This window comes from Pelagibacterium flavum, from assembly GCF_025854335.1.
GTDB classification, from domain to species: domain Bacteria; phylum Pseudomonadota; class Alphaproteobacteria; order Rhizobiales; family Devosiaceae; genus Pelagibacterium; species Pelagibacterium flavum.
Map to the genome: position 1 here is coordinate 2,977,688 of NZ_CP107716.1, position 12,060 is coordinate 2,989,747.

Genomic DNA, 12,060 nt, shown 5'->3' on the forward strand with positions numbered 1-12,060 from the left:
GGCCTTATGCCCGGAATCGATCATGACGCCTCTCCACGCCCCTGGCCCCTCGGCACCCCCAGCACGTCCATGACCCTCGGCCTTACCATCACAGACCTTGCGGTCACCGCCCCCTCGGGAAGGACCCTGCTCGCGGTCCCCGCCTTCACCCTGGCGCCCGGCACCTGCCTTGGCGTGCGTGGCCCCTCGGGCGCGGGCAAATCGACCTTTCTTTTCGCCCTTGCCGGGCTGGCCGAAAACGCCAGAGGCGCCGTCACCTGGGACGCAACCGATCTGATGCCGCTTTCGGCTGAAGCGCGCGCCAAATTCCGCCGCCATCATGTCGGCATGGTGTTTCAGGACTTTCTGCTGTTCGAGGAACTGTCCGCCGCCGCCAACGCCGCCCTCCCCGGCGCCTATGCGTCCCGTGCCAGACAATCGGGCATTGCCCAAACCGCCCAATCGGTCCTTGCCCGCCTCGGCATCACCCATGGCGCGCGCACCGTCGAGAGCTTTTCGGGAGGCGAGCGCCAGCGCGTCGCCATTGCCCGCGCCCTTGCGGCAAACCCCGAAATCATCCTCGCCGACGAACCCACCGCCAGCCTCGACCGCAAGACCGCAGATGCACTGATAAACGATCTGGTCACCCTCGCCCGCGACGAGGGCAAGACCCTGATCGCCGTCAGCCACGATCCCGCCGTCCATTCCCGCATGGACCGGGTGATCGAAATCTTCGATGGCCGCATCGTTTCCGACGAGGCCCAGCCATGAACCCCCTCGCCCCGCTGTTCCGCGCCATCGAGTGGATGCCGGTTGTCTGGCAGGACATGACCGTGCTCATCGTCCTGCTCTTGCCCGCCATTATCGTCGGCGCCCTTGTCCTTTTCGGTTTTCGCCCCTTTGCGCTGGTTCGCGCCATGCTCTGGCGCTTCCGCTGGACCAATGTGCTGTTTGTTACCCTGATTGCCGTTTCGGTCGGCATCGGGGTAGGCCTGATTGCCCAGGAGCGCGGTTTGCGCCAGGGCACCGCTCGCGCCGCCGATCCGTTCGATCTGGTCATCGCAGCGCCGGGCAGCGAAATCACCATGCTGTTCGCCGCTGTCTATCTCCAGCCCTCGGACGTCCCCCTGCTCTCGGGCGAAATCTACGATCGGGTCGCCACGGCGCCCGACGTGTCGCTTGCCGCCCCCATCGCCTATGGCGACAGCTACAATAGCTTCCCCATCGTCGGCTCGACGGCCCAGTTCGTCACCCACATGTCCGATACGCTGGCCGAGGGCGAAATGTTTGCCACCCACACCGATGCGGTCATCGGCTCGCGCGTTGATCTTTCGATTGGCGAAAATTTCTCCCCCGCCCATGGCGTTGGCGAGGTGGCCGAAGACGATGCCCACGCAAGTTTTCAATACACCGTATCGGGTCGCATGGCCCCCACCGGCAGCCCCTGGGATCGCGCCATCATCGTGCCGGTCGAAGCGGTCTGGGAAATCCATGGCCTTGCCAATGGCCACGCCCCGCAAAACGCCGATCAACTCGGCCCGCCCTTCGATCCGGCCTATTTCCCCGGCACCCCGGCCATCCTGGTCTCCGCCGAACAGCTCTACGCCAATTACGCCCTGCGCGCCCAGTTCACCACTGCCGAAACCATGGCGTTCTTCCCCGGCGCGGTCCTTGCCAGCCTTCACAGCCTTATGGGCGATGTGCGCCAGGTGATGAGTGTCATGGCGGTCGTGACGCAAATCCTCGTCACCGCGGGCGTTCTGACCGGGCTCGTCATCCTCACGCGCCTGTTCGCCCGGCGCCTCGCCCTTTTGCGCGCGCTCGGCGCCCCGGCCCGGTTCGTCTTTTCGGTGGTCTGGTCCTACGCGGCCACGCTGATCGTCCTGGGCGCCATTGGGGGCGTCGCTGTGGGCTATGGCGCCTCGGCCATCATTTCCCGAATTGTCACCGAGCGCACCGACATCCTCGTCAACGCCACGCTCGGCTGGCCCGAATTCCATCTGGTTGCCGCCTTCGTCAGCCTCACGGTCATCCTTGCGCTGCTCCCGGCGTTCATCGCTCTGTCACGTCCCGTCGTTACCGATCTGCGCAGTTAAGATATAACATTTGCACTGGAGCACGATCATGATCCGCGCCGCCCTCTTTTCCCTCGCCCTTGTCGCAAGCCCGACCTTCGCGCAGGATGACCATTCCGACGAGCATCACGAAGAGCACGCGCAGGAGGAGGACGAGCACGTCTCCGAAGCCAATGGCATCCGCGCCGTCCACGCCTGGGCCAACGCCACCGACGCTTCAACCGCTCTGGTCTATGTCGATATCGAGAACGGCTCGGACGCGCTCGTGACCCTCATTGGCGCCGAAACCGAAATCGCCGCGTCAGCGGAAATCGTCGGGCTGGAAAACACTGGCGGCGAGCTCAGCTACACTGCCATCCCCGCCCTGCCCATCCCGGCCGGCGCCGATATGGTCTTTGCCCCCAACGGCCTCGCCATCGCCCTTTCCGGCCTCACCGGCCCCCTCGCCGAGGGCGAACATTTCGATCTCGAACTGGAATTTGAGATCTTCCATCTCGACCTCGAAGTCGAAATCGAATCCGCCACCGCCACCCAGCACAGCCACGCCGGCCACAATCACTGAGCGGCAACCGGCCGGAAAAATTCGGCGATCACCGGATTTTCAGCCTGGTGATCGCGTCCCCATTGAGGGTGAACGAAAACGTCAGCTTGACCGGACTGCCGGGGAAATCGCCGGCCACCGGGCCCTCGAGTATCCAGGTTCCCGCCTCCTCGCGCGCCGAAACGGGGGAGATTACCGCCCGCACCGCGATAGTGGCGTTTTCGATCCATTCCCGGATTTCCGCCTTGCCCTGCGGATGATGCCCGTCGCCTGAATCGTCGACCACGGCATCCTCGGCAAAGGCGGCGACCATGCCGTCGGCATCCAGCCTCCGGCCAGCGGCGAGATAGGCGGCAATGGGGGCGGGCAGATCGACGATCATTTTATCTCCTGGCAGATCTGTGTTGCGGGAAACTGAAGATGGCTCTAACCTGCCTCGATGACAAGTGCAGACGAAAAAGTAGGGTACTTACCGAAAGGTAAGCGTTATTCCTATTCCGCGCTCAGCGGCGCCCAGAGCGTCCAGAACACGCTCCGGATCGTCGAAGGCCGCTGGAAGCTGGTCATCCTGTTCCAGTTGTTCGGCGGCCAGCGCCGCCGCTTTTCCGAACTCGAGCGCGCCATTCCCGGCATTTCGCAGAAGATGCTCATTCAGCAGCTCCGCCGGCTCGAAGAAGACGGGGTCGTCGCCCGCATCGTCCATCATCAGGTTCCGCCCAAGGTCGAATACCACCTGAACGAATGGGGCCAGGCGCTCTGCCCGGCGCTCGACGCGCTGCTCGTCTGGGCCGAAGCCGCACCCGAGCCTGTGCGTGACGCGCTGATATCGAGCGATCCTCCGCAAGAGGGTTAAGCTTGGCCCGAACACGCGCCCGTTAACCCAGGCTGGCCGCCTGCAACGAAACAGCAGCTGGCCGTTTTCCCTTGCACACCGAACCTCAACAAAGGAGTTCGCGCCATGCAAGGCAAGAAAACCCACGAGCAGTTCGAAAGAAATCTCGAGCACAAATCCGACGTGCCCAAACCCGGCGAGGTCGACCGCCACCCCGAACAGTCCCACAGCCGCGCCCCGCGCGACAAGGACGCTCGCGACAGCGAGTACGCCGTCAGCCGCCACGGCATGAACCAGGAAGACCGCCAGCACAATTCCGGCGGCGATTCCTGAACCTTGTACTGGACGCGCTCTTAGAGCGTGTCCAGCAAAAGTGGAAACGGTTTTGCGGTTCGGACACGCGACAAAACAAGGGCTTAGAGCCAAGGATTTGATTCAATCAAATCCTTGGCTCTAGGGCTCGATTAACGCCATCATTTCGGCGGCGGTATCCGCGTCTGACCACTGGACCGCCCCCTGCCGCCGGAAAACGATCTCTCCGCCGTCATCGACAACAAGCGTGCTCGGATATCCCAAAATCCCGAACACGCTCCCCACATTCCCCTCGATCTGCTGGTAACTCTCCAGCCCCACCCCCAGATCGCCGAGATAATCGGTAATCCGCTCATATCCGGCGGTATCGACCGAAACCACAACCAGTTCGCCCGGCTCCAGCCCCTGCGCAAACGCATCGAGTTGCGGCAATTCCTCAAGGCACGGCGCACACCAGGTCGCCCAGAAATGGACGATCGTCGGCCCGCCTACCAGATCGGACAGCGCCGTCGTCTCCCCCGCCGCATCGCGCACGGTGATGGTCGACAGATCGGCTGCTGTCGCCTGTCCGGATGCAACGCCGGGCACGAGCAGAGCGGCAATCAGCAAATTTCGGGCAATCCTCATCGCAACACCTTCTGTTCCGACCAATGTTTTCGCGCCGATCTCAATATGCGCCTCATCCAGCCCATCGATGCCGTGCCTGTGGCCATCGCCGCTGGATTCCGGGAACAAGTCCCGGAATGACAGAGTGAGTTTGAAGCAATACCATCTCCATACCCCAACATGTCACCCCAGGACTTGTTCCCGGGGTCCATCTAAGGGCCTCTCAGCGCCCCACCCGGCAGTTATTCCCGCAACGTCTCGCCCAGTCGCCCTACCCCTTTCCCACGACACCCAAGTGACACACACGCCCATCGGCGCTATGTCGGGGACAAGACGCGTCCGAAGGCTTTGTCATGCAAGAGATCATCCGCTCCATCCTGTCCTCCTCGGTCTATGACGTTGCGGTCGAAACCCCGCTCGAGAGGATGGGGCCGCTGTCCGACAAGCTCTCCCGCCCGGTCTTTCTCAAGCGCGAAGATCTTCAGCCGGTCTTTTCCTTCAAGCTGCGCGGCGCCTACAACAAGCTCGCCTCGCTCACCGATGCCGAGCGCCAGAAAGGCGTCATCTGCGCTTCTGCCGGCAATCATGCGCAGGGGCTGGCCTACTCTGCCACCCGCATGGGCACGCGCGCGGTCATCGTCATGCCCACCACCACACCTTCGATCAAGGTCGAGGCGGTCAAGCGCCTGGGCGGCGAAGTGGTGATAAAGGGCGACAGTTTCGATGACGCCCGCATTCACGCACTCGACCTGTGCGAAACCGAAAACCTCACCTTCGTCCACCCCTATGACGACCCCCAGGTCATCGCCGGCCAGGGCACCATCGGGGTCGAAATCCTGCGCCAGCATGGCGGCCCCATCGCGGCGATCTATCTGCCCATCGGCGGCGGCGGGCTGGCTGCCGGGGTCGCGGCCTACGCCAAATTCCTGCGCCCCGACATCAAGCTGATCGGGGTCGAACCCGAAGACGCCGCCTCGATGAAAGCCGCGCTGGCCGCCGGGCGTCCCGTGCCGCTGAATGAAGTGGGCATCTTTGCCGATGGCGTTGCCGTCAAGCAGGCGGGCGAGCACACTTTCGACATCCTCAAGGACACGCTCGACGACATCGTCACCGTTTCGACCGACGAGATCTGCGCCGCCATCAAGGATGTGTTCGAACACACGCGCGCCATCGCCGAACCCGCGGGGGCCGTATCGCTGGCCGGGCTGCGCAAGCACGCTCCAACGCTCCAAACCCGTGGCGCCGCCATCGCCATCTGCTCGGGCGCCAACATCAATTTCGACCGTCTGCGCCACGTCGCCGAACGGGCCGAGTTGGGTGAGCGCGCCGAAGCGGTTCTGGCTGTCACGATCCCCGAAAAACCCGGCGCCTACCGCGCCTTTATCGGTCTTTTGGGCGCCCGCGCCATCACCGAATTCAACTACCGCATCGCGCCGGGCAATTCGGCGAACATCTTTGTCGGCATCGGGCTCAAGCGCGGCGATGCGGAAAAGGCCGAGATCATCGCCATGCTGCGTGAACACGGGCACACGGTTCTCGATCTGAGCGACAATGAGGTCGCCAAGCTGCACATCCGCTACATGGTCGGCGGCCGCGTCGAGGGCTTGAGAAACGAATTGCTCTACCGCTTTGAATTTCCCGAACGGCCCGGCGCGCTGCTCAAATTCCTCGAGGGCCTGGCGCCCGACTGGAATATTTCCCTGTTCCACTACCGCAATCACGGCTCGGACTATGGCCGCATCCTCATCGGCATCCAGGTTCCGCCCGCCGAGCGGGACGTGTTTGAAACCTATCTCGATACGCTGGGCTACGCCCATTGGGACGAAAGCGGCAACCCGGCCTATGCGATGTTCCTCGCACCGGCGTAAAGCGGCGCAGGCTCATGCACCCGCGTTCACGCCATCCACCTCGACGGTAACGTGCGAGAGTCTGCCGATCTTTGCGAGACGCGATTTGTAAGCCGAGGGCTGTCGAGGCTCGCTCGACACCAGCGAGACGATAGCCGCGTGATGGCCCGGCCCCACCTGCCAGACATGCAAATCGGCAATCCGGTCGATCTCGGTTTCGAGGGCCGAGCGGATTTGTCCCGGCAGATCATCGCTGTCGGGCGTCCGGTCGAGCAGAACACCGCCGGAATCGCGGATCAGGCCCCATGACCAGCGGGCAATCACCAGCGCGCCGACAACGCCCATGGCCGGATCGGCCCAGTTCCAACCATAGCTGCGGCCCGCCAGCAGCGCCGCGATGGCCAGGATCGAGGTCAGCGCATCGGCTAGAACGTGCAGATAGGCAGCGCGGAGATTGTTGTCGCGCGCGTGATTATGACGACCGTCATGGCTGTGGCCGTGCGCGCCGTCATCGTCGTGGTGATGATGGGCGTGCCCATGCCCGTGATGGTGGGAATGGTCGTCCCTGAGCAGCCATGCGCAGACCAGATTGACCACCAGCCCCAGACAGGCAACGGCGATGGCCTGTTCAAAGCTGATCGCCACCGGATTGGCCAGCCGCGTCAGGCTCTCCCAGCCGATCAGCAGCGCGACCAGCGCCAGAATGATGGCACTGGCGAAAGCCCCGAGGTCTCCGAGCTTGCCGGTTCCGAAGGTGAAGCGCGGGTCGGCGGCGTGGCGGCGGGCATAGAGATAGGTCAGCGCGGTAATCAGCATCGCCCCGGCATGGGTGGACATGTGCCAGCCATCGGCAATCAGCGCCATCGAGCCATAGATCGCCCCGGCACCGATTTCGGCCACCATCATCGCGGCGGTCAGACCTATGACCAGCCAGACGCGCCCCTCGTTGCGCCGATGGTCGCTGCCGAGAAAATTGTGCCCATGGGTGTGGGCCGAAACATCGATTGCTGACATGGGGAAACTCCCGCCGGTAAACCGGCCTATTTCATATAGGTTCGGATGATTTCGATCAGTTCCTGGCCGCCCGCATCGCGCAGCGCGTCGGTCTGGGGTTTCAGCACATGCTCGCGCAGATGGTCCTCCATCACCTCGGCGGTCAGTCCGCTCATCGCCCCGCGTGCCGAAGCGAGTTGGCGCAGAATTTCCGCGCAGGGCTTTTCAGCTTCCAGCGCGCGCTCGATCCCCTCGATCTGGCCCTTGAGCCGGCGCACCCTGGCCGTCAGCTTCTCTTTGTTGCGGATGGTGTGAGACATGGCGATGGCAAACCCGATTTCAATATAGTATAGGGGACTATATTATAATTGGGCGCAATGGTGAAGCCGTGGAATGGACTGAAGACCGGATCGAGTGGACGGCCGACGGAAAGCCCGTCACAATCGGGCTGACGCGCGCCGGTTCCGGGCCGCAACTCCTTTTGCTCCCCGCGCTCAGTTCGATTTCCACCCGGCACGAGATGCGGCCGCTGCAGCAACGGCTCGCCGCCCATTACGCCACACTGGCCATCGACTGGCCCGGCTTTGGCGATCTGCCCCGTCCCAGGATCGATTGGCGGCCGAGCCTCTATCGCGATTTCCTGCGGTTCGTTCTGACCGAAATCGCTCACCCTTTCGCCACCATCGCAGCCGGCCACGCCGCCGGATACGCCCTCGCGCAGGCCACCGCCGCGCCCTCGAGCACCGGCCAGCTCTGCCTTCTGGCCCCAACATGGCGCGGGCCGCTACCCACAATGACAGGCAAGCGCATGGCACTCTTCAAATTTCTGGCCAGGGCCGTCGATATCCCCATAGCCGGCGCGGCACTCTACCGGCTCAACGTCAATGGTCCGGTCATCGGCATGATGACGCGCGGCCATGTCTATTCGGACCCGGCGTGGGTCACGTCGGAGCGGATGGCGGAAAAGCGCAAGGTCACCGAAGCGCCCGGCGCCCGCCACGGTTCGTTCCGCTTCGTGGCCGGCGAGCTCGACCCCTTCGAGACCCGCGAGGACTGGCTCGACGCCGCTCGCCGCGTACCGGGCACCGTTGCCCTGATTTACGGCGAACACACGCCGCGTAAATCCAAGGCGGAAATGGCGGCCCTGGCGCAATTGCCCGGCGTCGGCGCCAGTGTCCTGCCGCAGGGCAAGCTGTCATTTTACGAGGAATACCCCGACGAGACCGCCAAGGCGGTCCTTGAGGCCCTGGCCTAGCCTCTCCCTGCCCCCTTTGTCACCCCGGCCTTGCGCCGGGGCCCGGTACGCTCAACGCCAGAGACAGAACCGCAAACCCCGCTGGTTGCTGGATCCCGGGTCTGCGCCCGGGATGACGTCGATGGAGAAGAACCGGCCCTGTCCTCCCCACCCTTGTCACCCCGGCCTCGAGCCGGGGCCCAGTACGCTCAGCGCCGGTGAAAGGACCGCCCGGAAATCGCCGGCCCTAACCCTCGCCGATCAGCCGCCTGAGCTTGCCCACAGCCGTCTCGGCGCCTTCCCCGTAGGCAATCGTGCCAAACAATTGCCCCGCGCTATCGATCAAAAACACCGAGGCGGTGTGGTTGACGTTATAGCCGCCGCCCTCGAGCGGCGCTTTCTCGGCAAACACGCCCCAGGCATTGATGGCCTTCTCGACCTCCTCGGGCTCGCCGGTGATCCCGGTGATCCGCTCGGAGACCCAGCCAACATATTCGCCCAGAACCTCGGGCGTGTCGCGTTCGGGATCGACGGAAACAAAAAAGGCGTTCACCGCATCGGCGTCATCGCCCAGTTCGGCATACCAGTGCTGCATGTCGCCCAAAGTGGTCGGGCACACATCGGGGCAATGGGTGAACCCGAAAAACACCATTGAGGGTTTGCCGGTGAATACCGATTGGTCGACCGGCGCGCCGGTGTGATCGACAAGCTGGTAATCCCCGGCCCCATATTGCCCCTGGGGCGCTGCGGCCAGTTGGCTGGAGGGGTCGGGCCGCACCTGCGTCGAATACCAAAGCACCCCCGCCCCGGCGGCAGCAACCATAACCAGGGTCCAGAGCACGATACGCACCGTATGAAGCATCGAATTGGCCATCGGATCAGTGCCCCTCATGGCCGGAAGTGTTCATCCCCGATGCCCCGAAGGCCTGCACCGCCAGCTCGATCTCGACCTCGCCGGCCTTCTCGAACACTAGCGTCACCGGCACGGTCTCGCCCTCGACGAACGGGGCGGAAATGTTCATGAACATCATGTGCAGCCCGCCGGGTGCCAGCGTCACGGTCTCACCGGCCGGAATTTCGAGCCCCTCGGGCAATTGCTGCATTTGCATCACGTCATTGACCACCGCCATTTCGTGGATCTGCACGTCCGGCGAAAACGACGATTGCGCCGAGACCAGCCGGTCGGCCTCGTCCCCCTTGTTGGTGATCGTCACATAGCCCCCGCCGACCGGCGCGTTGGGCAGCGTGGCGCGGGTAAAGGCGCCGGTCAGTTCCAGGTCGCCCACGGTGATGGCATCAGAGCCGTCTTGCCCGTGAGAGACCGGCTCGTCCCCAAGGCTCACCGCCGGCTCCCAGCCCAGCGAAACCTCGCCACACATCTGCTCGACGGCAAACACCATGTCAGTCTCGGGCAGGTCGGCGGCAAAGGTGCCGGTAAAGGCGAACGTCTCGTGCCCGTCGTCTGGCACCGAGCCGCCCGACCAGACGATCTGGCTGACCTGACCATCGCTGCCCGGCGTTTCGAGCGTCCAGCCATCCTTGGCCTCGGCGCTGACGTCAACAAAGCCTTGGGGCAGCGTCACACGGATTGTGTCGGTCGGCGCGCCATCGCAGCCATGGGGCAGGACGAGCACGCCCCGGAACTGTTCACCGGGCGCCGATTGGGCGGTCTCAAAGGTCATATGCGCCAGGGCGGGCGAAGCAATGGCAAATGTGGATGCAGCGGCGAGCGCCGCGCGGGAAGCGATGCGGATCATGGATGATCTCCAGCATGAACAAGATTGGTCTGAAAGAAATTCGGCTTCAATCAGGCCAGTGCTGGCGGCGCTCGGGATTTGCGGGTCGAAAACGCGTGCTGCTCGGCCACCAGGTCGTCGGCGAGCGAGAATCGGACCTGACTGAACCGGGTATAGGCCGGCTCATTCTCGCAAGGCGCTTCCGGCAGGTCGGCCACCCCGGCCCGGCAGGCATGACACGGGGAATGGCCCGCACCGTCGCCCTCGGGCGAGCCGCCGCAGAACGAAAGATCGGCGAGAGAATAGGACAACCCGTCATCGGCTGTCGCAATGGCCACAGGCTGATGGGCGAACGAAAGAAACACCACCGCCAGCACCGCCAGCGCCTTGATGATTTCTCCGCCGATGTCGCGCGCAAGGCTCATGCCCTCGCCACCCTCAACCGTTCCGTTTCCTGCGCTTTTACAGCAAGCGGGCAAAAAGCCAATGCGGCCTTTTGTGTCCATGCCCCGCCTCGGCCAACCAGACGATTTCGCGTTTAGTCATACTAATTGACCCATTTTCGCCCCCGCCACCCCCTTCCCGGTTCGCCGCCAGGCCGGAAACCGAACCACGATCCTTACAATGTAACCGATAACACTCCATATTTCCCGGCCTTCCCGGTCCTGACTATTCAAACTTTTTCGGTCTTTACATATAGTAATACTATATGCAATCTTTCCTCCACGGCACGGGTCGGAGGGAGGCTCCGATCGGCGCCATCAGGAGGAAAAATCAATGAAATTCATCAAGCAACTCGCGCTTGGCGTGAGCACTGTCGCCCTTCTCGGATCCGCCGCCATGGCGCAGGAAGGCCTTGAGGGCATGACCATCGGCTTCTCGCAGATCGGCTCGGAATCGGGCTGGCGCGCCGCCGAAACCTCGGTCACCCGCCAGCAGGCCGAAGAATGGGGTGTCAATCTGCAGTTCTCGGACGCCCAGCAGCGTCAGGAAAACCAGATCCGCGCCATCCGCTCGTTCGTCGCCCAGGGCGTCGATGCCATCCTGCTCGCTCCCGTGGTCGCCACCGGCTGGGAAGAGGTTCTGAGCGAAGCCAAGGACGCTGACATACCCGTGGTCCTTCTCGACCGCGGCATCGAGGCACCCGAAGATCTCTATCTTACCTCGGTGGCGTCCGATCAGGTCCTTGAGGGCCGCGTCGCCGGCGACTGGCTGGTCGAGACAGTCGGTGACGAGGAATGCCGCGTTGTCGAACTCCAGGGCACCGTGGGGTCCTCCCCCGCCATCAACCGCAAGCAGGGCTTTGAAGAAGCCATCGCCGATCACGACAACATCGAGATCGTACGCTCCCAGACCGGCGATTTCACCCGCGCTCTGGGCAAGCAGGTGATGGAAGGCTTCCTGCGCGCCGAAAATGGCGGAGCCGACATCTGCGCCCTTTACGCCCACAATGACGACATGGCCGTGGGCGCCATCCAGGCCATCAAGGAAGCCGGCCTCAACCCCGGCGAAGACATTCTCGTCGTCTCGATCGATGCCGTGCCCGACATCTTCACCGCCATCGCCGCGGGCGAAGCCAACGCCACCGTCGAGTTGACCCCCAACATGGCCGGACCCGCGTTCGAAGCGCTTGCCGCCTATCTCAACGATGGTGTGGAACCTGAAAAGTTCATCATCACCGAGTCCAAGCTCTACACGGCCGAGGACGATCCCGAAGGCGAAGCCGAACGCCGCCGCGATCTGGGGTATTGATCGCCTGCCATCGCGCCTGACACAGTGCTGACTGGACCCCGGGAATAAATCCCGGGGTGACAGGCGGCGGTTGGATCGAGCGAGGTGGCCAATCTCTCTGCTGTCATTCCGGGGCTTGTCCCCGGAATCCAGCTGGCAGCTTTGCCGCACGCG

15 protein-coding genes are annotated in these 12,060 nt (G+C 63.6%); 8 read left to right on the plus strand and 7 right to left on the minus strand.

Going from position 1 to position 12,060, the window contains the following annotated elements; genetic code table 11:
* Positions 1–69: 69 nt before the first annotated feature.
* The 3 genes from OF122_RS14970 to OF122_RS14980 are packed head-to-tail and all read left to right on the plus strand — an operon-like array spanning position 70 to position 2,616.
* A complete protein-coding gene (locus tag OF122_RS14970) occupies positions 70–750 on the plus strand; it encodes an ABC transporter ATP-binding protein (RefSeq protein WP_264224992.1) in 681 nt (226 codons plus the stop codon).
* The gene (locus OF122_RS14975) at positions 747–2,075 is read left to right on the plus strand and encodes an FtsX-like permease family protein (RefSeq protein WP_264224993.1); all 1,329 of its coding nucleotides are present in this window, start codon (positions 747–749) and stop codon (positions 2,073–2,075) included. The genes OF122_RS14970 and OF122_RS14975 overlap by 4 nt, the downstream gene beginning before the upstream one ends.
* 28 nt (positions 2,076–2,103) lie before the next feature.
* On the plus strand, positions 2,104–2,616 hold the full coding sequence (locus OF122_RS14980) for a copper chaperone PCu(A)C (protein WP_264224994.1): 513 nt from the start codon (positions 2,104–2,106) through the stop codon (positions 2,614–2,616).
* A gap of 28 nt (positions 2,617–2,644) precedes the next feature.
* Here OF122_RS14980 and OF122_RS14985 read toward each other — a convergent pair whose 3' ends face one another.
* Positions 2,645–2,977: a nuclear transport factor 2 family protein gene (locus OF122_RS14985; protein ID WP_264224995.1), complete on the minus strand. Its 333-nt coding sequence runs from the start codon at positions 2,975–2,977 to the stop codon at positions 2,645–2,647.
* 57 nt (positions 2,978–3,034) lie between these two features.
* On the opposite strand from OF122_RS14985, the gene OF122_RS14990 reads away from it, so the two are divergent.
* Positions 3,035–3,448, plus strand: a complete 414-nt coding sequence (locus OF122_RS14990; protein ID WP_264224996.1) for a winged helix-turn-helix transcriptional regulator — start codon at positions 3,035–3,037, stop codon at positions 3,446–3,448.
* Between the two features lie 105 nt (positions 3,449–3,553).
* Complete coding sequence (locus OF122_RS14995) at positions 3,554–3,760, plus strand: hypothetical protein (protein ID WP_264224997.1); 207 nt, start codon at positions 3,554–3,556, stop codon at positions 3,758–3,760.
* A 120-nt stretch (positions 3,761–3,880) separates the two neighbouring features.
* Here the strand turns inward: OF122_RS14995 and OF122_RS15000 are convergent, their stop codons facing one another.
* Complete coding sequence (locus OF122_RS15000) at positions 3,881–4,366, minus strand: TlpA family protein disulfide reductase (protein ID WP_264224998.1); 486 nt, start codon at positions 4,364–4,366, stop codon at positions 3,881–3,883.
* Between the two features lie 332 nt (positions 4,367–4,698).
* Here OF122_RS15000 and ilvA point away from each other — a divergent pair, with 332 nt between their 5' ends.
* A complete protein-coding gene (gene ilvA / locus OF122_RS15005) occupies positions 4,699–6,213 on the plus strand; it encodes a threonine ammonia-lyase, biosynthetic (RefSeq protein ID WP_264224999.1) in 1,515 nt (504 codons plus the stop codon).
* A 12-nt stretch (positions 6,214–6,225) separates the two neighbouring features.
* Here the strand turns inward: ilvA and dmeF are convergent, their stop codons facing one another.
* Entirely contained in the window at positions 6,226–7,206 is a 981-nt protein-coding gene (gene dmeF / locus OF122_RS15010) for a CDF family Co(II)/Ni(II) efflux transporter DmeF (protein ID WP_264225000.1), read from the minus strand.
* Positions 7,207–7,232: 26 nt separating this feature from the next.
* Entirely contained in the window at positions 7,233–7,505 is a 273-nt protein-coding gene (locus tag OF122_RS15015) for a metal/formaldehyde-sensitive transcriptional repressor (RefSeq protein WP_264225001.1), read from the minus strand.
* 68 nt (positions 7,506–7,573) lie between these two features.
* Between OF122_RS15015 and OF122_RS15020 the strand changes: the two genes are divergently transcribed.
* On the plus strand, positions 7,574–8,440 hold the full coding sequence (locus tag OF122_RS15020; RefSeq protein ID WP_264225002.1) for an alpha/beta fold hydrolase: 867 nt from the start codon (positions 7,574–7,576) through the stop codon (positions 8,438–8,440).
* Between the two features lie 226 nt (positions 8,441–8,666).
* Here OF122_RS15020 and OF122_RS15025 read toward each other — a convergent pair whose 3' ends face one another.
* The 3 genes from OF122_RS15025 to OF122_RS15035 are packed head-to-tail and all read right to left on the minus strand — an operon-like array spanning position 8,667 to position 10,580.
* Complete coding sequence (locus OF122_RS15025) at positions 8,667–9,293, minus strand: SCO family protein (RefSeq protein WP_264225003.1); 627 nt, start codon at positions 9,291–9,293, stop codon at positions 8,667–8,669.
* A 4-nt stretch (positions 9,294–9,297) separates the two neighbouring features.
* Positions 9,298–10,176 carry a copper chaperone PCu(A)C gene (locus OF122_RS15030; RefSeq protein WP_264225004.1) on the minus strand — a complete coding sequence of 293 codons (879 nt, stop codon included), beginning with the start codon at positions 10,174–10,176 and terminating at the stop codon, positions 9,298–9,300.
* A 50-nt stretch (positions 10,177–10,226) separates the two neighbouring features.
* The gene (locus tag OF122_RS15035; protein ID WP_264225005.1) at positions 10,227–10,580 is read right to left on the minus strand and encodes a hypothetical protein; all 354 of its coding nucleotides are present in this window, start codon (positions 10,578–10,580) and stop codon (positions 10,227–10,229) included.
* Positions 10,581–10,932: 352 nt separating this feature from the next.
* Between OF122_RS15035 and ytfQ the strand changes: the two genes are divergently transcribed.
* Positions 10,933–11,907 (plus strand): galactofuranose ABC transporter, galactofuranose-binding protein YtfQ, encoded by a 975-nt coding sequence (ytfQ, locus tag OF122_RS15040; protein WP_264225006.1) that lies wholly within the window; start codon positions 10,933–10,935, stop codon positions 11,905–11,907.
* Positions 11,908–12,060: the final 153 nt, after the last annotated feature.

Bases quoted from the DNA above. Each gene is read 5' to 3' on its own strand.
- ilvA (WP_264224999.1), top strand. From the start codon at position 4,699: ATGCAAGAGATCATCCGCTCCATCCTGTCCTCCTCGGTCTATGACGTT.
- OF122_RS14995 (WP_264224997.1), top strand. From the start codon at position 3,554: ATGCAAGGCAAGAAAACCCACGAGCAGTTCGAAAGAAATCTCGAGCAC.
- OF122_RS15000 (WP_264224998.1), bottom strand. From the start codon at position 4,366: ATGAGGATTGCCCGAAATTTGCTGATTGCCGCTCTGCTCGTGCCCGGC.
- dmeF (WP_264225000.1), bottom strand. From the start codon at position 7,206: ATGTCAGCAATCGATGTTTCGGCCCACACCCATGGGCACAATTTTCTC.
- OF122_RS15015 (WP_264225001.1), bottom strand. From the start codon at position 7,505: ATGTCTCACACCATCCGCAACAAAGAGAAGCTGACGGCCAGGGTGCGC.
- OF122_RS14990 (WP_264224996.1), top strand. From the start codon at position 3,035: ATGACAAGTGCAGACGAAAAAGTAGGGTACTTACCGAAAGGTAAGCGT.
- OF122_RS14970 (WP_264224992.1), top strand. From the start codon at position 70: ATGACCCTCGGCCTTACCATCACAGACCTTGCGGTCACCGCCCCCTCG.
- ytfQ (WP_264225006.1), top strand. From the start codon at position 10,933: ATGAAATTCATCAAGCAACTCGCGCTTGGCGTGAGCACTGTCGCCCTT.
- OF122_RS15035 (WP_264225005.1), bottom strand. From the start codon at position 10,580: ATGAGCCTTGCGCGCGACATCGGCGGAGAAATCATCAAGGCGCTGGCG.
- OF122_RS15030 (WP_264225004.1), bottom strand. From the start codon at position 10,176: ATGATCCGCATCGCTTCCCGCGCGGCGCTCGCCGCTGCATCCACATTT.
- OF122_RS14975 (WP_264224993.1), top strand. From the start codon at position 747: ATGAACCCCCTCGCCCCGCTGTTCCGCGCCATCGAGTGGATGCCGGTT.
- OF122_RS15025 (WP_264225003.1), bottom strand. From the start codon at position 9,293: ATGGCCAATTCGATGCTTCATACGGTGCGTATCGTGCTCTGGACCCTG.
- OF122_RS14985 (WP_264224995.1), bottom strand. From the start codon at position 2,977: ATGATCGTCGATCTGCCCGCCCCCATTGCCGCCTATCTCGCCGCTGGC.
- OF122_RS14980 (WP_264224994.1), top strand. From the start codon at position 2,104: ATGATCCGCGCCGCCCTCTTTTCCCTCGCCCTTGTCGCAAGCCCGACC.